This window comes from Xenorhabdus szentirmaii DSM 16338, assembly GCF_002632585.1.
Taxonomy (GTDB): Bacteria; Pseudomonadota; Gammaproteobacteria; order Enterobacterales; family Enterobacteriaceae; genus Xenorhabdus; species Xenorhabdus szentirmaii.
Genome location: NZ_NIBV01000001.1, coordinates 185,777 through 210,894, shown reverse-complemented (window position 1 = coordinate 210,894; position 25,118 = coordinate 185,777). Strand labels below are relative to the sequence as shown.

The window sequence follows — 25,118 nt, the reverse complement described above, 5'->3', positions numbered from 1 at the left end:
TTTTTACGCGTCAGCCCGCACCGTAACTTGTGGTTCCGGTGGTAATCGTAGTGGTGGTTTTTGTTGTACCTATTTTTTCCAGGCTGATATGACGCATGATTTCCTGTCTGTCTTTTTGTTTGCTTGACCCCCTATTGGTTAAATTAAATAGGGGGCAATGTCAAATTTTTTTTACTCAAAAAGCAAAAAAAAACGCCATTTTGCGTATTGTAATTATTCAAAATATAACAAAATGTTCAAATCATTATCTGGCAGGCTGCCTTATTTATTAGCATTTAATTTCATAAAAAACATATTTTGTAATTATTTTGTCTTTATGATAAAAACATGCGCGTTTGGACAATTGGGTGCGGTGTCTGGCTTTTTGATAACTTAATACTACACTACATTCATTAACACATTTCATTCAATTTAATAACAAAAGGTCTAAACTAAAATTAACAATTACAATTACAATTACAATTAATGTTAACGTGCTACAATTGATTTTGATATGTATCAACAAAAGTTAGTTTTTTTAGAAGGTAAATGCATTACTAGCTGTTATATTGCTGTTAATAGACTAATATAGGGCCTTGTTTACATCGGGTTTTTCGAGTATGTACCTTCCAAAAAAGTGGAGCCGGCTTTTAGCGTAAAACATATCAAAGCATTTATTTTGGGCATAAGCTGGTTTTCTGTGAATCAGAACAAGATTAGTGTATTTTCTTTTAATAATTAGCAGCTTATGCCATACAGATTCTGTTTTTTAGCGATTTTAGGTAGCAACCATGCAAACCCCGCACATTTTGATTGTTGAAGACGAAATTGTCACACGCAATACCCTGAAAAGCATTTTTGAAGCTGAAGGGTATGTTGTTTATGAAGCAACTGACGGTTCAGAAATGCACAATATTCTGTCAGATAACGATATCAATTTAGTGATTATGGATATCAATCTGCCAGGTAAAAACGGGTTACTTCTCGCCCGTGAATTACGTGAACAGGCAAATGTAGCACTGATGTTCCTGACAGGCCGTGACAATGAAGTGGATAAAATCCTCGGTCTTGAAATCGGTGCTGATGACTATATCACTAAGCCATTCAACCCGCGTGAGTTAACTATCCGTGCCCGGAACTTGCTTTCGCGAACCATGAATCTGAGCCATTCAGGTGAAGAACGTCGTCAGGTTGAAAGTTATAAATTCAATGGTTGGGAGCTGGATATCAATAGCCGCTCTTTGGTTAGCCCGATGGGAGATCAGTATAAACTGCCGCGTAGTGAATTTCGTGCGATGCTTCACTTCTGTGAAAATCCGGGAAAAATCCAGACCCGGGCTGAACTGTTGAAAAAAATGACCGGGCGCGAGCTGAAACCTCACGATCGTACTGTTGATGTGACTATCCGCCGTATCCGTAAACATTTTGAATCAACACCAGATACGCCAGAAATTATTGCAACTATCCACGGTGAAGGTTACCGTTTTTGTGGTGATTTAGAAGACTGATTGATATCACAGGCAATCGTCCGTTTATTTGCTAAAAACCCCTGATGCCGTATGACATCAGGGGTTTTTAATTCACACTTGATTGATGAAATGGCCGGTTCATTACCGCCAAGGCATAATAGGAACGGCACTGATTGCATTTTTAGGCGAACCATCAATGACTTTGTCAGAATATGTTAAATAAATCAGTGAATTACGCTTTTCATCATAGAAACGTACGACTTGAAGTTTTTTGAAGACCAGTGATGTACGCTTCTGGAAGACAACTTGCCCTTTATTATTGGTCTGTTTTTTAATCTGATTCGTTAGTTCAATCGGACCAACTTGTTGGCAGGATATGGCGGCATCAGACGTATCTTCCGCTAATCCTAATCCCCCCTTGATTCCGCCCGTTTTTGCTCGGCTCAAATAACAAGTGACATTTTTTACATCGGGATCATCAAAAGCCTCGATCACAATTTTGTTATCAGGGCCGAAGAGTTTGAACACTGTATCGACAGAACCGATCTCTTCGGCGTGTAGAATCGCAGGGGAAAAGAGTAAAGCCGCTGCTATCAATGTTTTCTTCATGGTAACCATATTTAGTCCACTTTAATTGAATAAATGCAGTGAAAATATCCAACATTAACCTATAATATCAGGTTATTGTTTTATTATAATCATTACTTTCATGAATGCATTTGTAATGAAAAATCATGGCATTATAGCTGAGTATGCCTTTAAAACGAGTCAGTTGTGATTGTTAATTTATTCCTATAGATACTAATGATTTATCTTCTTGGTCATATTTCATTATTCATAATCGATTATATTTCTATCAATTTGTTATGACTGAAAGAAAAATAACATATCGCATATCAATATTGGAATTATATTGTTTAAATTCAACTAGTTAATCTTTTTCCAAGACAATGCTTGACATATTGCCTGATCTACCGTTACCTTATTCCAAGCTTAATCTTGTTTAATTTGTTTGTGGCTGGTTTATGCACTGAGACGTGAACCTGACACGCATCATTATCTAAACAGACTATCAGGGTGGCGAGCAGCGTTATTATCTAATAAAGTCACATTGTAGCAGTGATTCTGACTAATTGATCGATATGGGTAGAAGGTATAACTACAAAGATAAGAAATAGAGGAATAATGTCCTAGACTAAATAAAAATGTAAAATCTGCATTATGTCTGAATGGTAGGCAAAGGGTGGTTTAAAAACACCATATTTATGTTTATTTTCTTTTTATCTTAATGACTTAGGGAGATGTATGGATCAAACCAACATCATTCGTGATTTGCTGCATTGGCTGGATAATAATCTGGATCGCCCGCTATCTCTTGATAATGTGGCTGCAAAAGCGGGATATTCCAAGTGGCATTTACAACGTATGTTCAAAGAAGTGACTGGTCAGGCAATTGGCTCTTATATCCGCGCAAGACGATTATCCAGAGCTGCGGTTGCACTGCGTTTAACGAGTCGCTCTATTTTAGACATTGCTTTGCAGTATCGTTTTGACTCACAGCAAACTTTTACGCGAGCTTTTAAAAAACAATTCGACAGGACACCAGCATCTTACCGCCGAAGTGAAGAGTGGTGTGCCACGGGGATATGCCCTCCAATTTTATTGGATAATAAGCCCCTGCCAGAACACAAGTATGTCAAATTAGAAGAAAAACCGCTTATCGGCACGGAGCATACTTGCAGTTATACGCTGGAAGAGTTGTCGACAGCCTGTCGGGACATTCGCCGCGATTTCTGGATTAATTACCTCCAACATGCAGAAGTATTGCCACCCAGACTTTACGGATTGCACCATACTACGATTAGTACGGAACATGAAGATGAGCATACTGTGTTCTATACCACGGCAATAGAGCCAGAGTATGCGACCTTTGATACCAAGGGAAGCGATGCCGTTGTCCTGCCCGGTGGAGATTATATTTCGTTTAGTTATTTTGGTGCCAAAGAACAATTGCAAGAGTTTCTCTTTACAATTTATGGCACCTGCTTACCTAAATTAAACATCACCCGCAGAAAGGGATATGATGTCGAGCGATACTATCTCACCAATTTGGAGTGGAAAAAGCTTGAGGATGCGTCCCAAAGTCACGTTGTCGAATTTGAGTACCTCATCCCAATTGCACTTTAGCCCTGCAATTCATCTAACGCGGGCATATTCAGATGTGTGATGTCGCCCGCGGTTTCAACAATCCAGCCTGAAGCCAGCCATGGGCTGTCCTGATAATCCACACGTGATATGGAACAATTTCTCAGTCTCAGACGGCGTTCTGAATTGGCGGGAAGCCCCAGAATCGTGCAGATCAGACTCACCAGGGCCATCCCATGACTCACCAGCAACGGACGGCTGCCCGCCGGTAGATTAAGGCAGTTTTCCAACGCGGCTCTCATCCGGATAGATACTTCAGTCATCGATTCACCTTCTGGGATCCGTCCATTTGGTGTACCATCAACAAGGCTTTTACGCCAGGACTCTTCTTCCCGTGTAAGGGAATTGAGTTCACGATTTTCGAGAACCCCCATATGTAGCTCCCGCAATCGGGGTTCCAGTATGACTTCACATCCACAAGCGTTGGCGATGATCTCTGCTGTGTGGCGTGTTCGGCCAAGGTCACTGGTGATAACATGAGTAATGTTTTCTGATTTGATTCTTTGCGCGACTAAGTGAGCCTGACGCTGGCCTGTTTCCGTCAAGGGGCTGTCAGACTGCCCTTGAATGCGGCGAGCCACGTTCCATTCAGTTTCGCCATGGCGAACAAGATAGACCTGTAACATATTTATTTTCCGTTATACTGCATCATGAAATAGTTCAAAGGATAATTTATTTATTATGTACCATGTTATTGCGGCAACAACTAACCCTGCGAAAATAAAAGCAATTAGCCTTGCATTCGATGATGTTTTTGGCCCTGGCACTTACCGCATAGAAGACGTCAATGTAGATAGCCGTGTACCTCAACAACCCATTGGCAATGCTGAAACTCGTACCGGTGCCCGTCATCGGGTTATGGCGGCTCGCCAAGTCAGGCCTGAAGCTGATTTTTGGGTTGGCGTTGAGGCTGGAATTGAAGATGACATGACGTTTGCCTGGATGGTGGTTGAGCATAAGCAAATCCGGGGTGAATCGCGCTCTGCCAGTCTGATGTTGCCTGAAAAAGTTCTGGCGGGCATCCGTGAAGGGCGTGAGCTTGGCCATGAAATGGCAGATGTCGCTGGCATTGATAATATTAAACAAAAAGGCGGAGCAATTGGCTTTTTTACCAATGGGATACTGACTCGCACCAGCGTTTACCATCAAGCTCTGATCTTGGCTCTTGTACCTATCCATCATGAAATTTACAACGAATTGAATAATTAGCCTTAATGACCGACTGACAACCTAGCTGTTTGGGGTCATATAAATGACCCCATAGAATTATCTATACCCGTTGCTTTTCATGTGGCATCTTTGTTGGCTGCACTCACTTCTTTGCTGCCTCGACGCAACCTGAAATTCATTGGATATCTCTATCTATATAGCGCATTTCATAACAGTTTATTTTAATAACTGTTCTTCCAACCATGTTTTTACATGGGATGGCGCAGCCTTCAGGCTATTAGAACCACGAGTGATTGTCGCAATACCAACATTTAGCTCGTTTTTCAGTTCACGCTGGCTCATTTCACCACGCATCAGTTCCTGAATAATCCGCACTCGAGTGGATAAAGCTGTACGTTCATCGGGGGTCAATAATAGCTGCAAAATAGAATGTTGCAAATTTTGTTCAAATGCAGACTGTAGCAGCTCGACAAAAGCGAACCAGTCATCACCCTCTTCCGGCGAAAGAGCCGGATCAACCAAATGATTTAGTGTCATAATAAATTGCCATACTATTTAACTAGTACGGCAGAATACCATATATTGCCTTGAAATTAATAACGTCTTTGCCATTCGTCGTTTGTCAGTATATTTGTCATTGTGCCCATAAAGTTATGATAAAACACATCGTAAGCCAGCACATTTTTGACGTAGGAGCGCGTTTCCGGAAACGGAATACTTTCAATGAAAGCAATTGCATCAATGCGCCCGGAGGTATCAGCAAGCCAGCGGTTAACATTCGTAGGGCCTGCGTTGTAGGCTGCGCTGGCGAGAATGCGGTTATTGTCAAAGCGTTGATAAATGGAATCCAGATAAGCAGTACCAATTTTAATATTCATGACGGGGTTCATCAATTGGCTGTGGCTGACATAACCGTCAATTTTTTTCGTTTTGGCCGTATGTTCCGCTGTTTGGGGCATAATCTGCATTAATCCGCTGGCACCTTTCGGAGAAAGGGCTTGCGGATTCAATGCACTTTCCTGCCGGGCAATTGCCATGGCATAACTTTGTGAAATACCTTTATCCGATGTGAAACTGGCGAATTCGTTTTGCCACGCCAATGGGAAACGCTCTTCCAGATGATCCCACATTTTGGCTGTGATTGTTGCCTGAACACTGAATGCAGGCCAGTGCTGTTCGAAAGCATAGCGTGCTAACTGTGCTTGCTTCACCGGGGGTAAAGAGGAAACCAGGCGGTTCCATTCTGAACGGGCAAGGGTATCCATATTCCAATACAGCAATTCATGTATCCGCTTAATTTCCGGCATTTGTGCAATTGAGCTGTCGGGCCTTTCTGATTGGTTGATGATCAGAGGATAGGGCATGTGTAATTTTTGGGCGGCGACCATAGGATAAAAGCCACGATGTTCAGTCAGTTTACGCAGTACAGCGTTTCCTTCCGTGGTTTTACCTTGATTGAGTAAAATCATGGCACCCCAGAATTGCCACTCATCCTGTTGCAAAACTGTTTTTGGCAGTCGATTTAACCACTCGGCAAGATCAGTGTAATCATCGTATCTCAACGCTAATCGGACACGTCGCTCAAGCAATTTAGTGGATTGTGAATTCCGGATAGCCTCATCCCGCCATTGTTTTTGCTCCGGGGTTATATTTCCCATTAACTGCCACACCACAATCTCTTTTAGTTGTTGTTTCTCTGCATCATTTAACTTCTGTGCACGCACTAAAGAAGGAATGCTCATTCTGGCTAGCTCGGCATTATTGCGCGCAAAGCGGGAAAAAGCGGTGATAACAACGGAGCGGGTGAAATCAGTGGGAGTTGTGGTTGTGGCAAACTGTTCAATAACAGCAGAGTCTTGCTGCAATTTAATCAAACTGGCACCCAGACTTTGGTCTTTCGATGGCAGGCGCTTGGCAAGATAGGTAACAAGTGAGGTGTTATTTGCTTTCATGGCCAATTCAATGCGTTGCAAAATTAAAGTTGCAGATAAGTGCCCATCCTGCTCCCAGGCATTAAGTAGTTTATTACAGCGATCGGGTAATGAATTACCATTAAGCCAAATATTTTTTGCACCTGTCCATGCGACTTGTGGGTGCCCTGTAGTCCATTGGGCAAAGTAATAGTCACAACGCTCAGCAACTGCACCGGGGGGCGTTGCATTCAATGCCAAAATGCCGGACCAATCGTTATTGCTTGCCAGCACATTCGTAAATCTTACTTTCAGCGAGTGTATTAATGGCAAAGTAGGGTGGGTATCAATAAACTGCTGGACGTGTTCCGGGGTTGACTTGGGTAAATTATGAACAAGTTGTTGGTATTCAAGATAAGGATACAAAGGATAATTTTTTAATGTTGGCATCAGGTGTGCAACTTGCTCCATGTTTTTTGCATCCCATGCTCGTTTTATTTCCTGATACCGTTGGCGTTGTGCTTCCAGAGAGTCAGCCTGCGCTATCCCGGCCACACTGACTACAACAGAAACTATACCTACAGCCATTGCAAAATGCTGCCACTTATTCATTGCCACATACCCCTCAAGAAGACTACTATCACTGTTTCTAAACGCACGATTAAATGCCCAAAATAATTATGTAATTATAATCATATTATTAGAGTGATTTATCCAATCTGCTGTAAAACCCCCTTTTAGGGCGGGTAAGGACGTCAATACAACCTACTAATGCTGAAAAGAAGATTTGGAGTGTGTGATTTAATCCTAATCAGGTAGCAACACGGTATGTAAAATTTAGGGTAAAATGCGCCATTTAAGCTTAATAAGTGCAAACAAATTTCAAAATTTTCTGATTAATGAAAAGGTAAAATACATTGGCTCAATATGTTTATAGTATGCATCGGGTGGGTAAAATCGTTCCCCCGAAAAGGCATATTCTCAAAAATATTTCTCTGAGTTTTTTCCCTGGAGCAAAAATTGGTGTTCTTGGCCTGAACGGTGCAGGTAAGTCAACGTTACTGCGCATTATGGCGGGCATTGATAAAGATATTGAAGGGGAAGCTCGCCCGCAACCAGGCATTAAAATCGGTTATCTGCCGCAGGAACCTAAACTCAATCTTGAACACACAGTTCGGGAAGCAGTAGAAGAAGCCGTCAGCGAAGTTAAAAATGCACTGACTCGCCTTGATGAAGTTTATGCGGCTTATGCGGAGCCTGATGCGGATTTCGATAAGCTGGCAAAAGAACAAGGTGCATTAGAAGCCATTATTCAGTCCCATGATGGGCACAATCTGGAAAACCAGCTTGAGCGAGCGGCGGATGCACTGCGCCTGCCTGCCTGGGATGCCAAAATTGCACACTTGTCTGGTGGTGAGCGTCGTCGTGTTGCTATCTGCCGCTTGTTACTGGAAAAACCAGACATGCTGTTGCTGGATGAACCGACCAACCACCTTGACGCTGAATCTGTTGCATGGTTGGAGCGCTTCCTGCATGACTATGAAGGAACTGTTGTGGCAATTACCCATGACCGTTACTTCCTTGATAATGTTGCCGGCTGGATACTGGAGCTTGACCGTGGGGAAGGCATTCCATGGGAAGGTAACTATTCTTCTTGGCTGGAACAAAAAGATGCGCGTCTGGCGCAAGAAGCTGCATCAGAAGCGGCTCGTCGCAAATCCATTGAAAAAGAACTTGAGTGGGTTCGCCAAAATCCGAAAGGGCGTCAGGCAAAAGGCAAGGCACGCTTGGCTCGTTTCGAAGAACTCAATAGTGTTGAGTATCAGAAACGTAATGAAACCAGTGAATTGTTCATTCCGCCTGGCCCACGCTTGGGTGACAAAGTATTGGAAGTGGTCAATCTGACGAAGTCTTATGGTGATCGTGTTCTGATTGACGATTTGACTTTCTCTCTGCCAAAAGGGGCGATTGTTGGGATCATCGGCCCGAATGGTGCGGGTAAATCGACACTGTTCCGTATGTTGGCGGGTCAGGAACAACCGGATTCTGGCTCCATTACACTGGGTGAAACCGTGAAACTGGCCTCTGTTGATCAGTTCCGTGACAGCATGGATGATAGCAAAACCGTTTGGGAAGAAGTGTCTGGCGGTCAGGATATCATGCGCATCGGCAACTTTGAAATTCCAAGTCGCGCTTATGTTGGCCGCTTTAATTTCAAGGGCGTGGATCAAGGTAAGCGTGTTGGTGAGCTGTCTGGTGGTGAGCGTGGCCGTTTGCATTTATCCAAGCTGTTGCAAGTTGGTGGAAACATGCTGCTGCTTGATGAACCAACCAATGATTTGGATATCGAAACATTGCGCGCCTTGGAAAATGCCCTGCTGGAATTCCCGGGCTGTGCGATGGTCATTTCCCATGACCGTTGGTTCCTTGACCGTATCGCGACACATATCATCGATTACCAAGATGAAGGCAAAGTGTCCTTCTTCGAAGGAAACTTCAGCGAATATGAAGATTATAAAAAGCGGACAATGGGAGCTGAAGCCCTGGAGCCACACCGAATTAAGTATAAGAAAATAAGCAAATAAGGTTATAAAAAAACGGCCTGAAACTAGGCCGTTTTTTACTTAAGAGTTTATTGACGAATCACAGTTAGACTAAAACCCGTTGTTCCTGAAAAGACTCATAGGTTTTGACTGCCTTTCCTCTTTCTAAAGTGATGACACTATCTGCATACCGCATCAAGCGACAATCTTGGGAGGCAATCACAACAGTACCTTTCTGTTCATGTGCAATAAATTTAAGAATATTGACTACCGTCTGAAACGAGGGTTGATCTAAGCCGCAAGTTGGATCATCAGCAAATAGATACTCAGGCCTTCTCACTATGGCTTTTGCCATCGCAGCCAGTTGTTTCTCGTTTTCAGACAGTTCCCCCGGGTAATAACGGCTTTTATGGCCTAATTTCACAATATCTAACGATTTCTGTGCGAGTTTTTTAGCTTGTTCGCTAGAAAGCGATAGTCCATAAGATATTGATAATAACAAGTTATCTAGCAGGGTGAGCTCACTGAATAAATTGAAGCCATTAAAGACAAACCCGCTATTTTTAGTGTGAAACTGTCCTAATTCTACATCATTCATCAGTCTCAACTTGTTATTATTGATTAATACATCTCCTTGATCTGGTTGTAACATACCCGATGCAATCGACATCACTGTACGGTTAGTCGATGCTTTCGGCCCTGTTATCAAAGTAATTTCACCTGGTATAATAGAAAATGTGATATCTGAAATCATTTCATGATTAACTGTTTTATCAGTCAAACCATATGAAATATTGATAACCTCAATCGATTTAAATTGATTTAAGTTCATATTCTCAACACAATTAGGTTAAAAGATTAAAGCTTTTTCCTTAACATATGCTGTCTAAGTTCATTCACAGCAACACTAATATCCATAAGGTACTGTGCGAATAAAAATAGTTTATATACGAAACATCATCATCAAAGATACACTCATCTTATGACAATTATTATTTACAATGACTATATAACAAATGAGACGTTTCTTAATTATAGAATAAAAAGATCAACAATATTAATTAATTATACCCAACTAGGGCAAATTTTGATTTAAATAAAAATAGCATAAATTATTCTATCTTCATTCCATCTGGATAATAAGGAAAAAATACTATGTTTTATTAACGTATTAATATTATTTTTGTGTAACCTCCATTATGATAAAGAACCTATTATATATGTGGAATTATGGGGCGCTAATAAATTTGATATAAATCAACTAATAGCTCTGTTCATTAAATGACTTATTCCTCTGTAATTCAAGTTAAAACGGTAAAATTTAAGTATCAAAAAATATTATTATCACAATCTATTTTATTGCCTGTGTAAAAATAACCAAGTGAAACATTTAATTAAGCTCCACTTGTAAATGAAATTCATAACTAATAAAAGTTACTTAGGATAATAAATTGTTATCAATTAATTATGCCAATAATAAAAGTCTAATCTATTTTTTAGATAAATGAGAGTTATTCCATCAACATTTTTTGAACAAGCTCAACGCAATGTAAAAAACGTTGGTCGTAATCTGGTGAATTAACGCTGACATAATCAATATTATTTTTCTTTAGCATGCTTTTAAGTAACTGTTGGAATTCTTTACGTTCCCGTTCATTGCCTAAGCTTCTCAAGCCATCAGCAACCCAGGGCGTGTTGTTTTCTAAAAGTATTACCAAATCAAAACGATACTCATCTATCATTGCCTGAACGAAAGGATGTTCTTTTCCTTCATAGCGCTTGCAAAATGCTTGTGTCGTTACAAAATCAGTATCTATGAAAGCAACTTTGTTTGCATATTTTACTGAAAAATCAATGTATTGTGCATGGCCTAATGCAATCTTATCATAATCTGAGTATTGCAGGGCCATTTCGTTGCCACCTAAGTGGGAAAAGACGTATTCACGCCCGTACTCCCATGCACTGGTGGTATTGAACATGTTAGCCAGCTTGTTTACCAGAGTGGATTTTCCGCTTGATTCTCCACCAAGAATAGCGATTGTGCGTACAAAGAATGGCTTAACTTCAGTAGGAATATATTCCCAGTAGCGGAACGGGGCCTGACGAATCTGGCTGCCGCTGATGTTCATGAACGATCGCTGCGGATCAATGAGAATAGTTTCAATATCGAAATGCTCTTTATAACGTGGCACGTCCTGAGATTCGCTGGAGTAGATATATTGGGGGTTGATGTTTTTTTTCGCCATGAATGCCGTTACCCCTTGGCTCCATGACGTCCACCCATTTGGATAAGGTTCGGTTCCGTGTTCATCAAAAGCGTGAATATGGATGTTTTTTTGATACTTGAAGGTTTGCAGTAACCATCTTAAGCGGTCACTGACTGTCGGCTGTTGGGACATTGAACTATTGATGAACAGTTCCCGATCCCGTATTTCGTCATAACAAAGAATAACATGCAGCTCATCAACTTGACTGGATGCCCGTTGAATCAAATAAATATGGCCGGTATGCAGCGGATAAAATTTACCAAATACAACGCCGACTGTTTTTTTCTTCATGGGATAGGCTAATCCCAGATATTGGTGGAGGGAAGCCAGCTTTTGCGCACTGGGGCTTTTGATCTTGTCGTTAATGAGCTGGCTGAGATAACCTTTTGTCATTCCACTGGCATCAGCGACCTGCTGTAGTGTTAATCCTGCTTGTTTAATGGCATCTTTCAGGTAGTCAAATTGTCCCATACACCCCTCCTTTGTTTAGTATACTAAACAAAATAGCATTTTGATTGGAAAAGTAAAATGAAATTGGTTGGTTATTGATGATTTGAGATCTCATGTTGTTGCTTTAGGCTTGGTCAGGTCTTTAATTCATCTCATGAGATATTCATAAAAAATAAAATATCCAAATGTTAAATTCGAGGTTTCACGAAAACTTAATCATAAAATAACAGTCATCTTTTTATTTTCTGTAACAATTTGACTTTTTATTCGTTATGAAATTTATTACATAACGAAATAGATTCAACTCTGCCAGAGCTTCACTATCAATAAATGGTGATATTAAAGAGTAATGTAAAGTTGTAAATAAAATGTAATTTAATGAGTTGATTTTTTATCTTAATAAAGTGAATAAAAATACTTCTTATATTGTGTTTGTATTATTTTAAAATTAAGAATAATCCGAAAATTATAGCAGATTTTGGATTATAACTTGAAATTAAGAAAAAAACATATTTGCCTGCTATAACAACAGGCAAATATGTTTAAGTAATGTATAAAAACGGATTAGGCCATAATGAAACAAGGACTGATTTAATCAGTTAACTCATCGAGAACGGATAAAGCATCAGAAAGTTTTTTAACACCGAATACTTTCATATCAGGCAAGACTTTTTTCGGCATATTGGCATGAGGAACAATAGCGCGTTTAAACCCGTGCTTAGATGCTTCAGATATACGCTCCTGACCACTGGGGACGGGACGGATTTCCCCTGCCAACCCGACTTCACCGAATACCACTAAATCGCGAGGCAAAGGGCGATCACGGAAACTGGATACCAAAGAGAGCAATAACGCCAAGTCTGCACTGGTTTCTGTGACTTTCACACCGCCCACCACATTAACAAAAACATCTTGGTCAGCCATCTGAAGACCGCCATGTCGGTGTAGCACAGCCAACAGAATAGCCAACCTGTTTTGTTCGAGTCCTACCGCGACACGCCGTGGGTTTGACATCATTGAGTGATCTACCAGCGCCTGAATTTCAACCAGCAAGGGACGAGTGCCTTCCCATACGATCATCACAGAGCTGCCGGCGGTAATTTCATCACCACGGCTCAGAAAAATGGCCGAAGGATTGTTGACTTCCCGCAATCCTTGTTCAGTCATTGCAAATACACCCAGTTCATTGACTGCACCAAAGCGGTTTTTATGGCTACGCAAAGTGCGGAAGCGGGAATCTGCTTCGCCATCCAGCATGACAGAACAGTCGATACAGTGTTCAAGCACTTTGGGGCCGGCTAGCGTTCCATCTTTTGTCACGTGCCCGACCATGATAATGGCAACCCCTCGGGTTTTGGCAAAGCGTGTCAGATACGCGGCCGTTTCCCTGACTTGTGCAACGCTTCCCGGGGAAGATTGAATATCCGCGATGTGCATGACTTGAATTGAGTCAATGACCATCAGTTTCGGTTGTTCTTGCTCTGCAATCAGACAGATTTGCTCAATACTGGTTTCTGACAGCATATTTAATGTATCTGTCGGCAGCCCCAGCCGGTGTGCCCGCATCGCGACCTGTTGCAATGATTCTTCCCCGGTGACATAGAGGGTTTTCATCTGTGTTGATAACTGGCACATAGTCTGTAAGAGCAGGGTACTTTTCCCTGCACCGGGGTTACCGCCAATCAAAATAGCACTGCCGGGAACGACACCCCCGCCAAGAACCCGGTCAAACTCTTTGAAGCCTGTCGAAAAACGAGGCAGTTCTTCCAGGCTGATCTCAGAGAGTTTTTGTACCTTACTGACCCCGGTGTCGCCGGCATAACCACTGAATCGCTCAGTGCGGGAAGATGAAGCTGCCGCCAAACGTACTTCCGTAATGGTATTCCATGCGTGGCATTCGCTGCATTGCCCCTGCCAGCGGGGATAATCCGCGCCACATTCGTTACAGACAAATGCCCGTTTTGCTGCTTTTGCCACTCTGTACTCCCTCAATAATGGTGATTGTTGTCCGCTGGTCTTAACGTTCTTCGTGCTTAAGGCCGCCACTTAAAACACACAAAACGCCCATCAAATCTGCATGGCGAATTGAAACTTTGGCCTGTGCGTATACTTTGGGTTTAGCATGATAAGCAATGCCCAACCCCGCCTTGCGGAGCATTTTCATATCATTGGCCCCATCGCCGATAGCAATGGTTTGACTCATCGGAATATCTAATTCTTTTGCCAGCCTGACCAACGTCGTTGCTTTGTATTTTGCGTCAACAATGGGGCCTTTGATTTTGCCGGTCAGTTTTCCATCTTGTATTTCAAGTTGGTTGGCGACTGTGGCAAAAAGGCGTAATTTCTGACGAAGATTGTCGGAAAAGAAAGTAAAGCCACCGGATGCAATGGCGACATGCCAATCTAATGATTGTAGCTTACGGACAAGGCTGGTGAGCCCGGGCATGAGGGGAAGTGTTTCCATCACTTGATGCAGAACGGCAATATCGGTGCCTTCCAGCAAAGCGACTCGTTTGCGCAGGCTTTCTGAAAAATCGAGTTCACCTTGCATGGCCTGCTCTGTGATTTCGGCGACTTTATCACCAACACCGGCCAGACGGGCAATCTCGTCAATGCACTCAATCTGGATGGCGGTAGAATCCATATCCATCAATAATAATCCAGGTGAACGCAGGCGTGGAATTTGCCCCAATGGAACAACATCCAGACGGCATTCATCCGCGAGTTTTTTTATGCGTGGGGAAAGGCTACCGGCAATACGGACAACTTGATAATCATCAATACGCCATGAAGAGACAACAACAATAGCGACCCCAAGACGATGCTGAAAACCGCTAATGCGTTGTTTATCCAAACCTCGTCCGTAAAGTAACCAACCACTGTCCCCGGCCCGGTAATCCAGCGGCATAACTTCATCACCGCTGAGAGACAGCGGTAATCCAGGCCATTTATGAATTTCATCCGGTAAGTAGCGATAGGCCAGATTATTAGACATGAATATTGACTCCTGTAATTCCATATAATTTACGCAGGCAAAAAATGCTTTTCAAACTATCCTATCAATACCGCATCTGGCAACATGTGCTCTTACGGCACGGGATGGGATAACGATGATAAAAGCAAAGCTCAAGTTTCGACTGCATAAGACAGCGATTATTTTAATATGCATTACACTACTGGTACTGCTGATGCAGGGGGTTTCCTATTTCAGCCGTTCTCAACAGCAATCCCATATCGATCAGTTTGAAGATCTGGCAAAAACATTGGCAAAGCAGGTTGCGTTTAGCTTGTCTGATTATATGGAGAATGGCAGCAAAGATCTTAATAATAAGAAAATTGTTGCGAATTTAGATTATCTGACGAGCAAAAGCCGCATTTTGGATGCCAGTGTTTATTTGGAAAATGGAACCCAGATCGCACGGAGTGGCGAGCCTATTTCTGTGCGTGAACGATTGTCGCTGGATGGCAAAAAATCCAGTAGTTTTTTCAGTCAACAAATCGTTGTTCCGATCCCGGGTGAAAACCATCCAAAGGGATTTCTCCGCCTGACATTAGATACGCACAGATTGGCAACGGAAGCTAAGCAAGTTGATAATACAACAAACTTGCTCAGGATCATGCTCCTGCTGTCTTTGGCGATTGGTTTTATTCTGGCTCATAACTTATTGCAATTGACGCCGAGCCGCTGGCAACAATCACCTTATCTTTTGACTGCAAACACGAAATCTTCTGATGAAGCTGAAAATAAAGGCAATGATCCCGAACGATAAGACGATTATGGCCTGAACTCTGTCAGGAAACAGAATTCAGGCTAATGATGTTAGAGTTGATTGAAAGTTTCAGGATCTGGTCCTATCCGTTTACCGATATCCAGTTCTGACATGGCCGTGAGATCTTCTTTTTCCAGCCGGAAATCGAACACATCAAAATTTTCTTTAATCCGGCTTGGGGTAACAGATTTGGGAATGGCAATCATGCCACATTCAAGGTGCCAGCGGATCACAATTTGCGCAGGGGTTTTCCCGTATTTCATGGCGAGTTGTTCAACCAATGAGGAGCTAAACACGCCTTTTCCTCCCCGTGATAACGGACTCCAGGATTCAGTCGTAATATGATGCGTTGCATTCCATGAGTGAAGCTGCCGCTGTTGCAATAAAGGATGCAACTCAATCTGGTTAATCGCGGGAACCACACTGGTTTCCAGCATCAACTTCTGTAAGTGCTCAATGTGAAAATTACAAACACCAATGCTGCGGGTCAGCCCGGCGTTTTGCAGCTCAATAAGCTGTCTCCATGCATCAACGTAATGATCCTGTTCAGGCACAGGCCACTGAATAAGATAGAGATCAATATAATCTAGCTGTAATTTGTCCAAACTCTCCTGTAATGCCGCACTGGCGTCTAAATGGCGATCATTCCAAAGTTTGGTGGTAACGAAAATTTCTTCCCGTGGAATAAGACTTTCTTTTAATGCTTTTCCTACACCTTCTTCATTATGGAAAATCGCTGCCGTATCAATGGAACGGTAACCGATTTCCAAGGCGGTGTGGATAGCCGGAACAACTTGCTCATTGTTCGCTTTCCAAACCCCAAGCCCCAGTTGTGGCATGTGGTTTCCATCAACGAGTTTAATAATTGTCTGTTGACCCATGCTTACCTCCTCAGGTTTGGCGCTTCACATGGACATTTCACCAATTCGCTTACTGATATCAAGCGTCATATTTTGGTGTTCACCGAGAGCCATCAAACCTTGTTGTTCATTGTGCAATTGAGCCGTTTGCCCTTTGCCAAAGATGATTTTGGTGGGTGGGTGCAGCGTAAAGTTTTGCATAAAAACCGCCCTTACCAATAGGATTATGTAAGTTTTTAGCGATATCAATCAGCATCAGCGATGCATTACTTTAAATGTAATTTTACTCAACGTTGTTGCTGAGTATGAATGGACAATCCCATCCATTCCATGCAGGAGACGCTGTTCAATAAGTTAAGTCAGGCTTCTTTTAAATGATTGGCAGCAACGTCACCTGTTGGAATGGGAAATTAATGTTTCTTGCTAGCTTGGTGAGTGAAAATCGTTTTTGCTGGTGCATTAAAACCGAATATAGGTTACTTGTTTTTCTTTGATGATATTTTCTTGTGGCGCAGATACATCAACAAAGAAGCAAACAGCCCGCTGAGCAGTAAAACGATGGGCAAAATCATCAAAATATTCATGACCAAATCTTGATTTTCCTTGATGAAAGGGATCTGGTTCAAGATGTAGCCAAAGCCCACGACAATAATGACCCATAAAAAGCCACTTAACCAGTTAAAAAATTGAAAGCGTTTGGAATTTAGACCTGAAATACCCGCAAATGTTGGCAGGAGAGTACGAACAAACGCTAAAAAACGGCCGATAAGTAAAGCGGACAGGCCATGTTTGGTGAAGAGCACATTAGCGCGCTGACGATATTGCAGGGGAAGATGAGCTAACCAATTTTTAACAAGGTGTGTATGGCCGAGCCACCGTCCCTGCAAATATCCCAGCCAGCTTCCAAGACTGGCTGCGACAGTCAGCAAAAGCATTGTCGGGATAAAACTCATGACACCTTTGGCAATCAAGGCGCCAGAAAGTATCAACAGGGTATCGCCGGGCAAAAAAGCTGCGGGTAATAGTCCGTTTTCCAGAACAAGAGTGGCAAAGAGGACACCATAAATAATCCAGATGACTTCGGGATTGGCGAGTTGGTTAAAATCATGATGCCAGAGGGCAGACATGATCTCGCTTAACGTTTCCATTGTTTATCCTGTGATTCTTGCTAATAAGCTAATTAATGAACAAATTTATACCCAATAGATTTCAAATTGCAGCGCGGCGGCAAGAGAGGGACAAATTCGTCGAGAACAGGGCCGAAGAATGTAGCCAACAAAACTGCAACTTGAAAGATGATGAGTCGTTCCAGTGTACCGCAAAATAGGGGGATGAGGGGGTGATTTGATTCAGCATAAAGGTGCCGTTAACATTGAAAGGCAACTTTGCTTTTCCACAGCCCCCGGCCCGGATTGGGCTGGGGGATAAGAGAAATAGTGACAGAACCTATAAATCGGGCATTAATCAGCAGCCAATCGATCAAAAGCAGCGGATAGATCATCAATCAAATCTTGCGGATCTTCCAGCCCAATATGGAGGCGAAATAAAGTCCCTTCTTTCTGTATTGTTTTATTTTGACTCAAGGAAGGGTACTGACGTAATGACTTAAGCATCTTTGGCTGGACCCCCAGAATCAACGATTCGAATCCCCCCCATGAAAATGCCATCTTAAAATGCTTCATGTTATCGAGGTAATTAGAAAATTGTTTGGGTGTCAGTTGGGTCTTCAGGAGAAAAGAAAATAGCCCGCACGATCCTGTAAAATCACGTTTAAAATAAGTGTGCCCGGGACAAGAAGGCAAGGCGGGATGGTAAACCTCACTCACTTCTGGTCGTTGTGCGAGCCATTTTGCGATGTGAATACTGCTTTTTTCATGCTGCTTGAGGCGGACAGCCAGCGTATGCAAACCACGGGTTGCCATGTATACCGTATCGGGGTCGGCGATTTGTCCCAGCAGATAAGATCTGTCCCTGAGTTGCTCCCAGCACCGGGCATTGGCGACAGCAGTTCCCAGCATTCCATCTGAATGACCGATGATATATTTTGTGGCGGATTGGACAGAGATATCGACACCGAATTCCAGTGCCTTGAACAGAATGCCCGCCGACCATGTATTATCAATAATGATCACAATCTCGGGATTAACCTGACGGGCAGCCTGCACAATAGCGGGAACATCTTGGACTTCCATCGTCAACGATCCGGGGGATTCAAGAAAAAGCACTTTGGTATTGGGCTTAATAAGTGCCGCAATGCCTTTCCCGATCATGGGATCAAAATAATCGGTGGAAATATTCATCTTGCTCAGGAACTGATCGCAAAAAAATTGGGTTGGTTCGTACACAGTCCCTGTCACCAGCACATGATCGCCGGTTTCCACAAAAGCCAGGATCGAGCTGGAAATGGCAGCCGTACCAGAAGGGTATAGTGCACAGCCGGCACCTCCTTCCAGTGTGGTCATTGCATCCCGGAAGGCGAAATGTGTCATCGTGCCCCGACGCCCATAAATTAATGTGCCTTTATGGTGGGTTTTCAATGCATGTTGCAGATCTTCAACCGTATCAAAAATGACAGATGATGTTCGCTGAATAAGGGTATTGACTGCCCCTTGGGTATATTTTTTTTCCCTTCCTACATTGACCAATAAGGTGTCTATCTTCTCTTTTGCCATGGAACTTACCCCATATTAATTGTTGATTTGCCATCTAATGGCCAATTAAATTGTTCAAATAATGATTAGCAAGTTAAAAGATTTAGGTTGGATTTACCAAAGGGATTCGAACAACTTGACGAAAATTCAAGATGATCGGTGGATGTTAAATCAGAAGAGATTAGTAAAAGTATACTATTAGTCAGGACTTTTTTATTAAATAGTAATGATAATTACTATCAAATCGCGCAATGTCTGATATCATTCGCAACAGGCTTTTCCCCTATCGTGGTAAAGGCATGACTTTAGTCATATTAGGATTAGCAAGATGAGTAAATGTGATTCACTGCTAAGTAACAGAATCTATAAGAAAGAGAGTAAGGCTAACTGATGCGTAATTTGACAGCTTCTATTCTATTGGCACTCGGATTAACAAGCTCTGCATGGGCTGATACTACACCGGCCACACCAGAAAATCAGGCAACTGCTCAGGTAGCCACTCCAGCAGCAGAATCCGCCGCTGCGCCACAACAATCTGAACAAGTACAAGCTCCGGCTGAACAAAAAACGGATGTCCAGAAAAGAGATCCCCAGAAAACAGATGAATCCGCAACAACCGGAACGGAAATTAAGGCTGTTGACAGTGTAGAAACTGTAACAACTGAAACAGTGATTACACCCGCGGCAGGTGGCTCTGAAAACGTATCCAGTGGTTTTGCCACCGACCTGTCTGTTTGGGGCATGTATCAGAATGCGGATGCGGTAGTAAAAAGTGTCATGGTAGGATTGGTCATTGCTTCTGTTATCACATGGGCACTGCTTTTCTCCAAAGGGGCGGAATTATTAATGGCCCGCCGTCGCTTGCGTAAAGAACAATTGGCATTGGTTGAAGTCGCTAATCTGGATGCGGCGATAAAAATTGCCGCTGATTTTGACAAGCAGAGTGTCAGCCGTTTGTTATTGAGTGAAGTGCAATCAGAACGGGCTTTATCTGTTGAAAGTACAGACAAAGATGGCACTAAAGAACGAGCTTCATTCCGAATGGAACGCGCGGTAGCGGCAATCAGCCGTCATATGGGACGCGGAAACGGCTATCTGGCGACAATTGGTGCAATTTCTCCATTTGTCGGCTTGTTCGGGACAGTTTGGGGGATCATGAACAGCTTTATCGGTATCGCGCATTCACAAACCACGAATCTGGCCGTTGTTGCTCCGGGTATTGCGGAAGCATTACTGGCAACTGCATTGGGGCTGGTGGCTGCGATCCCTGCGGTAGTTATTTATAACGTTTTTGCTCGTGTCATTTCTTCATACCGTGGGCAAGTTGGTGATATGGCCGCCCAGGCAATTTTATTGCTGGGGCGTGACTTGGATCTGGCTGACAGTAAAACAGAAAAAGCGAAAGCAAGGTAATCAATTATGGCAATACGTCTTAATGAGGATTTGGACGATAGCGGAGAATTGCATGAAATCAACGTCACGCCCTTTATTGACGTGATGTTGGTGCTGTTGATCATTTTCATGGTAGCGGCACCTCTGGCAACGGTTGATATTAAAGTTGATTTGCCTGCATCATCCGCGAAACCACAACCACGGCCGGAAAAACCCGTGTTTCTGACAGTGAGGGCGGATCATCAGCTATATGTGGGTGATGAACGGGTTGATCGTAATACCTTGTCTTCGGTATTGGATAAAACAACACAATCCAACAAGGACACCACAATTTTCTTTCAGGCCGATAAGACTGTGGATTATGAAACATTGATGAGTGTAATGGATTTTTTACGCAAAGCAGGTTACCTCAAAGTTGGATTGGTAGGTATGGAGTCTGCTGTCGCCCAATAGGCGCCATTGGCGTCTATCAGTGACGGGTGATGCATATCTCTTTTCTGGACAATCTGAACTGCCCGAATGATCAAACCGGGCAGTTTTTTTTCATTTAATGTGTTGTTTTTTATTTAAACATTCTCATGATTATTTCCCTGATCCATCAATTTGATAAAAGTCAGGCGATAACGATGATTCTGACTATCTTCATTTAATCTCACCTGATTATCCCCATAATAACATTACGGATAAAACACGTTATTATTAGATATCTAATAAATATTAATAACAAAAGGATAAATAAGATATTTTTTAAAAATAATGCAGTAACAAATGAAAATAATTTCGGTTTTGTCGATATCCGGGAATAATAAAGTTAAGATAAGTCATGAAGTTAATTATAAATATTTTGCTAGATAAAATAATAAGCTTTTTATTGAAATTAATATAATTATTAGTATTTGTAGTATATTAAAATAAAAGTATTTTCAGATAGAAAAAGGAGCCGTTATATTTATTTAAATTACGCATCAATACGAACGGAGGAGTGGTATGTTATTAAACTCAGAAAGTCAGATCCCGGTATCAGAAGTTCCTTCTGTTACTTTAAAAATGTTAACCAGCCAAATAACAGGTGTCGCTCGTCCCGGGGGGATCTTTACTAAAGAAGATATTATTAGCCTTAAATTATATGTCAAACACAGTTTGGCACTCCCTTATACATTGGAAGGGGTCAAAGAATATATAGGCTATAACGACATTGACGTTGATGGCCTAAAGCCTGCGAAGATGACCGATTTATTTAAAGAGATCCACGATCATGCACTTAGCTGGAGTGGGGTGGAGGATAAAGTTCAGCAACAAAGTCGTGATTTGGAAGAGGCAGGAAGACAAATTACTGAAGTAGGGCAGGATATCATCAACAATATTAATCAGATGCCGATTATTGAACGTGTAAAGGAAAAATTAGGCGATTTAACGGATAAGCAATTAGCAGAAATAACTTACACCGGTGATGATAAACTTGTTGCTTCGGCTTTGGGGGAAATCCTCGGAAGCATGAAAAAAGATATCGAAAAACAACAAGAAAATACTCAGAAAGTAAAAAATGCAGTCAGTGACTTTAAACTTATCTTGATTGGTGGTGAGCTATCAAATGGCAATATTGCTCAAGGTTTGCAGCCACAAGTGAATAGTAAGAAAAAGTTAATGGATGATAACCATCTTTCCACTACTATCAAAGAGTTGGAAGATTCAATTAATGAGAAAAATAAGGAGATTGAACAACTTAAAAAAGATTACGACAAATATGTAGGTTTAGCATTTTCAGGAGCGGTGGGAGGCATTATTGGGTGGGCAATTACCGGTGGTATCTTTGGGGATAAAGCAGAGAAAGCCCGTAAGCGAAAAAATGAATTAATTGCAGAAGTGAAGAAATTACAAGATCAGGTGAAAGGTAAAAGTGCATTGCAAGAAGCAATTCAAAATCTCTCTCATAATTTTAATGATATTGGCATTCGTATGGTGGATGCGGAAGTCGCCTTAAATCACTTAGATTTTATGTGGAGTACCATGCTGGGACAAATAAATTCGTCCAAAGATAAGTTTTTAGATATTAATAATGCATTGAGTCTGATTAATTTCACGAAGACATTTAAACAAGTTATCAGCCCTTGGGAAAAAGTACAAGGCTCGGCTGAACAGTTAATCAAGTCTTTTGATGAAGCGTTGATTGAATATAAGAAAATATACGGATAATTTGTTTTTTAATAAAAAGATAAATAAAAAAGGAAGATTAGTATGTCCAGTAATGTTGTTTCACAAAAACAAATCAAATACCCTGAAATTAAAATCAAAGAATTAAATGATGCAGTGAATAATATTTGGCGTTTAGCTGCAAGGCAAACATCCGGCATTGAAATTATTGGAAATAAAATTGAGCGACTTAAGCTTTATAGTCGTGAGCTTAATGAATTGACACGTAATTCTCTTACTCAACTCACTCCCATACTCAGCCAATTCATGGAGGGCAATATTTTCACGACAATTCATCAAATCAACGAAGCCTTGGAAGACCCAACATTGAGTGATGATGATCGCAATATATTATTACAAGAGCGTGACCAACTGATTGAAAGTTTATCAAAAGATATTGATCGCGTCATTGTCAGTTTCAGTCTTCACAACAGTCAATTGGCTGGTAAGATTAGTGATATTCTCAATATTGTTATTGAAGAGCGTCTGCAAGATATTCTGGCACAGACTAAAGAAAAAAAAGCTGAATTGCAGAATGATATTGAACAGAAAGTTGAAAAAAGAAATAAACTGGATGCACAACGGGAAAAAATCATCGAAAGTCAGGATGTTATCCGGGCAAATAATATTGCGGATATGTTCAAGGATTTTATTCCCAGTGCCAGTGATATTGATAACCTAGATCTCACGCAACCTAAAAAAGAAGCCATCAAACAAGCCATTAAACAAGGTGTTGAAATAGCCAGAAAAATTCTGGGTAAAATTTCAGAGGGCTTGAAATACATCGATTTGGCGGATGCCAGAATGAAGCTGAGCGACCAAATTGATCAGGTCATGAAAGAAACGGGTACATTGAAAGCGACTTTAGGGGAAATAGAGCTGCGCCTTTCTGGCCTGGAAGATGTGATGCAGATAGATGCAGAACGCACTACGATGATTTCTGAGGCGGTTAAACTGGATAAAGCATGGGGAGCATTCGCCAATCAGTTGCATGAATTATCCGGTAAGGAAATTAATCAAAATGAGTTGACTGATTTGATAAATAGTCAGCTGAATTTCTTAAATAATTTATCTTCACAATATAATGCGTTGAAATAAACACTGCCCTGAAATACGCATGTGTTTAAACTAAAGAGGCATTGAAATAATAGTTTTATTTATGCTTTGATGCTAAAAGGCCGGGAGGTATAACCCCGGCTTTTTTAGTGACTAAATTATCTTAATTAACTTATTAATACTTCAGTTTTATTACTCTCCCAGTTGACTTTCGAGTAATGTGATTGCTGCGATAATACGGGGAGAGATATTTGTTTCGGGTACAGGTTCAATAAGACCCAGAGACATTTGTCGGAGAGGTTCAGAAATAACCATCGAAATGATTAATTCGCTGGTCATATTAAAGTCCATTTTTTTCAAGAACCCCTGTTGGCATTGGTGATTAAGCCAGTCAGTCAGAATTATTTTACTTCGTTCAATACCACCCTGTTGATATTTAGTGAGTAAGATTTCACGATGGGGGAAATCGGATTGTAATAATTTAAATAAACCTATTGATTCAAAAGATAAGAGGTTCTTTGCTATTTCATTTAAATATATTTTCAATAAGTTAATCAATTGATCAGGATTATTACCTTCGTTTTGAAAGGCCGGTATAAATTTGTCTTCCCAAGACAGAAAAATTTGTTCTATTAGATCTTCTCGATTTTTGACAAAGCGGTAAAGTGTTTTTTTGGCAATGCCCGCTTTCTGGGCAACAACATCCATGGTTGTTTTGCTATAGCCTTGATTAATAAGAAGTGAGAAGGTGATATTGTGAATTTTCCTGCGGGTTTCCTGCTCTGGAATGGTTGGGCGGCCACGGGGACGAGGATGATTTTCTGCCATTTTCGCACCTTATCAGTTGTTAAGTTTATATGCATTGGCGTGATTCCATGTAAAAACAAAATTATTTAAACGGAAGGATTCAATCACACTTCACCAAATACAAAACTCACCGAGCCTTGTCAATCATATTAATAAGTTATCAATATGTTATTTATTATAATATTGAGTTAAAAAAATATTTAATTATGGGGTGTATGGTTAAATGTTTTTATGTGATATCTATAACTAACTGTTTTAAATAACTTATTTTCATAGTCAATTCTAATTAATTACTAGAATAATCACTATTATGTGATTTTCTTCACAGGATGGCATTTATTGCTAATTTTTGTTAGCAAAAGGTTGCATTAAATTTTAATATCCTTGTCACATGTTACA

Annotated in this window: 22 protein-coding genes and 1 other annotated feature (1 of these 23 cut by a window edge); of the genes, 9 read left to right on the top strand and 13 right to left on the bottom strand. The window is 41.4% G+C overall.

All coding sequences use genetic code 11. The annotated features are described in order from the left end of the window. Nucleotides 1–73, bottom strand: a sequence feature (Thr leader region); it reaches 47 nt to the left of the window's first position. A gap of 697 nt (nucleotides 74–770) precedes the next feature. Beyond that, nucleotides 771–1,487, top strand: coding sequence for a two-component system response regulator ArcA (arcA, locus tag Xsze_RS01030; RefSeq protein ID WP_038238609.1), 717 nt, complete (start codon nucleotides 771–773; stop codon nucleotides 1,485–1,487). Between the two features lie 102 nt (nucleotides 1,488–1,589). Here the strand turns inward: arcA and creA are convergent, their stop codons facing one another. Next, complete coding sequence (gene creA / locus Xsze_RS01025) at nucleotides 1,590–2,066, bottom strand: protein CreA (RefSeq protein ID WP_209435281.1); 477 nt, start codon at nucleotides 2,064–2,066, stop codon at nucleotides 1,590–1,592. Nucleotides 2,067–2,753: 687 nt separating this feature from the next. Between creA and robA the strand changes: the two genes are divergently transcribed. Further along, nucleotides 2,754–3,635, top strand: a complete 882-nt coding sequence (gene robA, locus Xsze_RS01020; RefSeq protein ID WP_038238606.1) for an MDR efflux pump AcrAB transcriptional activator RobA — start codon at nucleotides 2,754–2,756, stop codon at nucleotides 3,633–3,635. Here the strand turns inward: robA and gpmB are convergent. Next, a complete protein-coding gene (gpmB, locus tag Xsze_RS01015) occupies nucleotides 3,632–4,279 on the bottom strand; it encodes a 2,3-diphosphoglycerate-dependent phosphoglycerate mutase GpmB (protein WP_038238605.1) in 648 nt (215 codons plus the stop codon). The genes robA and gpmB overlap by 4 nt on opposite strands. 55 nt (nucleotides 4,280–4,334) lie before the next feature. On the opposite strand from gpmB, the gene yjjX reads away from it, so the two are divergent. Then, nucleotides 4,335–4,862: an inosine/xanthosine triphosphatase gene (gene yjjX, locus Xsze_RS01010; RefSeq protein WP_038238603.1), complete on the top strand. Its 528-nt coding sequence runs from the start codon at nucleotides 4,335–4,337 to the stop codon at nucleotides 4,860–4,862. A 177-nt stretch (nucleotides 4,863–5,039) separates the two neighbouring features. Here yjjX and trpR read toward each other — a convergent pair whose 3' ends face one another. Then, nucleotides 5,040–5,360 carry a trp operon repressor gene (gene trpR / locus Xsze_RS01005; protein WP_038238600.1) on the bottom strand — a complete coding sequence of 107 codons (321 nt, stop codon included), beginning with the start codon at nucleotides 5,358–5,360 and terminating at the stop codon, nucleotides 5,040–5,042. A 56-nt stretch (nucleotides 5,361–5,416) separates the two neighbouring features. After that, nucleotides 5,417–7,345: a murein transglycosylase gene (gene sltY / locus Xsze_RS01000; protein ID WP_038238599.1), complete on the bottom strand. Its 1,929-nt coding sequence runs from the start codon at nucleotides 7,343–7,345 to the stop codon at nucleotides 5,417–5,419. Between the two features lie 305 nt (nucleotides 7,346–7,650). Between sltY and ettA the strand changes: the two genes are divergently transcribed. Beyond that, the gene (ettA, locus tag Xsze_RS00995) at nucleotides 7,651–9,318 is read left to right on the top strand and encodes an energy-dependent translational throttle protein EttA (RefSeq protein ID WP_038238597.1); all 1,668 of its coding nucleotides are present in this window, start codon (nucleotides 7,651–7,653) and stop codon (nucleotides 9,316–9,318) included. Between the two features lie 64 nt (nucleotides 9,319–9,382). On the opposite strand, the gene Xsze_RS00990 is transcribed toward ettA, so the two are convergent. The 4 genes from Xsze_RS00990 to serB all read right to left on the bottom strand — a co-directional run bounded on the left by Xsze_RS00990 (nucleotide 9,383) and on the right by serB (nucleotide 14,988). After that, complete coding sequence (locus Xsze_RS00990) at nucleotides 9,383–10,108, bottom strand: ATP-binding cassette domain-containing protein (RefSeq protein ID WP_038238594.1); 726 nt, start codon at nucleotides 10,106–10,108, stop codon at nucleotides 9,383–9,385. A gap of 679 nt (nucleotides 10,109–10,787) precedes the next feature. Then, entirely contained in the window at nucleotides 10,788–12,014 is a 1,227-nt protein-coding gene (nadR, locus tag Xsze_RS00985; RefSeq protein WP_038238592.1) for a multifunctional transcriptional regulator/nicotinamide-nucleotide adenylyltransferase/ribosylnicotinamide kinase NadR, read from the bottom strand. Nucleotides 12,015–12,584: 570 nt separating this feature from the next. Further along, on the bottom strand, nucleotides 12,585–13,970 hold the full coding sequence (gene radA / locus Xsze_RS00980; RefSeq protein ID WP_038238590.1) for a DNA repair protein RadA: 1,386 nt from the start codon (nucleotides 13,968–13,970) through the stop codon (nucleotides 12,585–12,587). Between the two features lie 40 nt (nucleotides 13,971–14,010). Further along, a complete protein-coding gene (serB, locus tag Xsze_RS00975; RefSeq protein WP_038238587.1) occupies nucleotides 14,011–14,988 on the bottom strand; it encodes a phosphoserine phosphatase in 978 nt (325 codons plus the stop codon). A gap of 115 nt (nucleotides 14,989–15,103) precedes the next feature. Between serB and Xsze_RS00970 the strand changes: the two genes are divergently transcribed. After that, nucleotides 15,104–15,763: a YtjB family periplasmic protein gene (locus Xsze_RS00970; RefSeq protein ID WP_038238585.1), complete on the top strand. Its 660-nt coding sequence runs from the start codon at nucleotides 15,104–15,106 to the stop codon at nucleotides 15,761–15,763. 50 nt (nucleotides 15,764–15,813) lie between these two features. Here the strand turns inward: Xsze_RS00970 and dkgA are convergent, their stop codons facing one another. The 4 genes from dkgA to metC all read right to left on the bottom strand — a co-directional run bounded on the left by dkgA (nucleotide 15,814) and on the right by metC (nucleotide 19,295). Next, nucleotides 15,814–16,644: a 2,5-didehydrogluconate reductase DkgA gene (dkgA, locus tag Xsze_RS00965; RefSeq protein WP_038238583.1), complete on the bottom strand. Its 831-nt coding sequence runs from the start codon at nucleotides 16,642–16,644 to the stop codon at nucleotides 15,814–15,816. 24 nt (nucleotides 16,645–16,668) lie between these two features. Continuing rightward, nucleotides 16,669–16,824: a hypothetical protein gene (locus Xsze_RS22030; protein WP_156935884.1), complete on the bottom strand. Its 156-nt coding sequence runs from the start codon at nucleotides 16,822–16,824 to the stop codon at nucleotides 16,669–16,671. Between the two features lie 275 nt (nucleotides 16,825–17,099). Further along, complete coding sequence (locus Xsze_RS00960; protein WP_038238581.1) at nucleotides 17,100–17,771, bottom strand: DedA family protein; 672 nt, start codon at nucleotides 17,769–17,771, stop codon at nucleotides 17,100–17,102. 312 nt (nucleotides 17,772–18,083) lie between these two features. Beyond that, on the bottom strand, nucleotides 18,084–19,295 hold the full coding sequence (metC, locus tag Xsze_RS00955) for a cystathionine beta-lyase (protein WP_038238580.1): 1,212 nt from the start codon (nucleotides 19,293–19,295) through the stop codon (nucleotides 18,084–18,086). Between the two features lie 369 nt (nucleotides 19,296–19,664). On the opposite strand from metC, the gene exbB reads away from it, so the two are divergent. The 4 genes from exbB to Xsze_RS00935 all read left to right on the top strand — a co-directional run bounded on the left by exbB (nucleotide 19,665) and on the right by Xsze_RS00935 (nucleotide 23,954). After that, nucleotides 19,665–20,687, top strand: a complete 1,023-nt coding sequence (gene exbB, locus Xsze_RS00950) for a tonB-system energizer ExbB (RefSeq protein WP_038238578.1) — start codon at nucleotides 19,665–19,667, stop codon at nucleotides 20,685–20,687. Between the two features lie 6 nt (nucleotides 20,688–20,693). Further along, a complete protein-coding gene (gene exbD, locus Xsze_RS00945) occupies nucleotides 20,694–21,119 on the top strand; it encodes a TonB system transport protein ExbD (RefSeq protein ID WP_038238576.1) in 426 nt (141 codons plus the stop codon). Between the two features lie 534 nt (nucleotides 21,120–21,653). Next, entirely contained in the window at nucleotides 21,654–22,859 is a 1,206-nt protein-coding gene (locus Xsze_RS00940) for an alpha-xenorhabdolysin family binary toxin subunit A (RefSeq protein WP_038238574.1), read from the top strand. Nucleotides 22,860–22,901: 42 nt separating this feature from the next. Continuing rightward, nucleotides 22,902–23,954, top strand: a complete 1,053-nt coding sequence (locus Xsze_RS00935; RefSeq protein ID WP_038238572.1) for an alpha-xenorhabdolysin family binary toxin subunit B — start codon at nucleotides 22,902–22,904, stop codon at nucleotides 23,952–23,954. Nucleotides 23,955–24,104: 150 nt separating this feature from the next. Here Xsze_RS00935 and Xsze_RS00930 read toward each other — a convergent pair whose 3' ends face one another. Continuing rightward, nucleotides 24,105–24,740, bottom strand: a complete 636-nt coding sequence (locus Xsze_RS00930) for a TetR/AcrR family transcriptional regulator (protein ID WP_038238569.1) — start codon at nucleotides 24,738–24,740, stop codon at nucleotides 24,105–24,107. Nucleotides 24,741–25,118 lie beyond the last annotated feature (378 nt).

Bases quoted from the DNA above. Each gene is read 5' to 3' on its own strand.
- arcA (WP_038238609.1), top strand. From the start codon at position 771: ATGCAAACCCCGCACATTTTGATTGTTGAAGACGAAATTGTCACACGC.
- creA (WP_209435281.1), bottom strand. From the start codon at position 2,066: ATGGTTACCATGAAGAAAACATTGATAGCAGCGGCTTTACTCTTTTCC.
- robA (WP_038238606.1), top strand. From the start codon at position 2,754: ATGGATCAAACCAACATCATTCGTGATTTGCTGCATTGGCTGGATAAT.
- gpmB (WP_038238605.1), bottom strand. From the start codon at position 4,279: ATGTTACAGGTCTATCTTGTTCGCCATGGCGAAACTGAATGGAACGTG.
- yjjX (WP_038238603.1), top strand. From the start codon at position 4,335: ATGTACCATGTTATTGCGGCAACAACTAACCCTGCGAAAATAAAAGCA.
- trpR (WP_038238600.1), bottom strand. From the start codon at position 5,360: ATGACACTAAATCATTTGGTTGATCCGGCTCTTTCGCCGGAAGAGGGT.
- sltY (WP_038238599.1), bottom strand. From the start codon at position 7,345: ATGAATAAGTGGCAGCATTTTGCAATGGCTGTAGGTATAGTTTCTGTT.
- Xsze_RS00990 (WP_038238594.1), bottom strand. From the start codon at position 10,108: ATGAACTTAAATCAATTTAAATCGATTGAGGTTATCAATATTTCATAT.
- nadR (WP_038238592.1), bottom strand. From the start codon at position 12,014: ATGGGACAATTTGACTACCTGAAAGATGCCATTAAACAAGCAGGATTA.
- serB (WP_038238587.1), bottom strand. From the start codon at position 14,988: ATGTCTAATAATCTGGCCTATCGCTACTTACCGGATGAAATTCATAAA.
- Xsze_RS00970 (WP_038238585.1), top strand. From the start codon at position 15,104: ATGATAAAAGCAAAGCTCAAGTTTCGACTGCATAAGACAGCGATTATT.
- dkgA (WP_038238583.1), bottom strand. From the start codon at position 16,644: ATGGGTCAACAGACAATTATTAAACTCGTTGATGGAAACCACATGCCA.
- Xsze_RS22030 (WP_156935884.1), bottom strand. From the start codon at position 16,824: ATGCAAAACTTTACGCTGCACCCACCCACCAAAATCATCTTTGGCAAA.
- Xsze_RS00960 (WP_038238581.1), bottom strand. From the start codon at position 17,771: ATGGAAACGTTAAGCGAGATCATGTCTGCCCTCTGGCATCATGATTTT.
- metC (WP_038238580.1), bottom strand. From the start codon at position 19,295: ATGGCAAAAGAGAAGATAGACACCTTATTGGTCAATGTAGGAAGGGAA.
- exbB (WP_038238578.1), top strand. From the start codon at position 19,665: ATGCGTAATTTGACAGCTTCTATTCTATTGGCACTCGGATTAACAAGC.
- exbD (WP_038238576.1), top strand. From the start codon at position 20,694: ATGGCAATACGTCTTAATGAGGATTTGGACGATAGCGGAGAATTGCAT.
- Xsze_RS00940 (WP_038238574.1), top strand. From the start codon at position 21,654: ATGTTATTAAACTCAGAAAGTCAGATCCCGGTATCAGAAGTTCCTTCT.
- Xsze_RS00935 (WP_038238572.1), top strand. From the start codon at position 22,902: ATGTCCAGTAATGTTGTTTCACAAAAACAAATCAAATACCCTGAAATT.
- Xsze_RS00930 (WP_038238569.1), bottom strand. From the start codon at position 24,740: ATGGCAGAAAATCATCCTCGTCCCCGTGGCCGCCCAACCATTCCAGAG.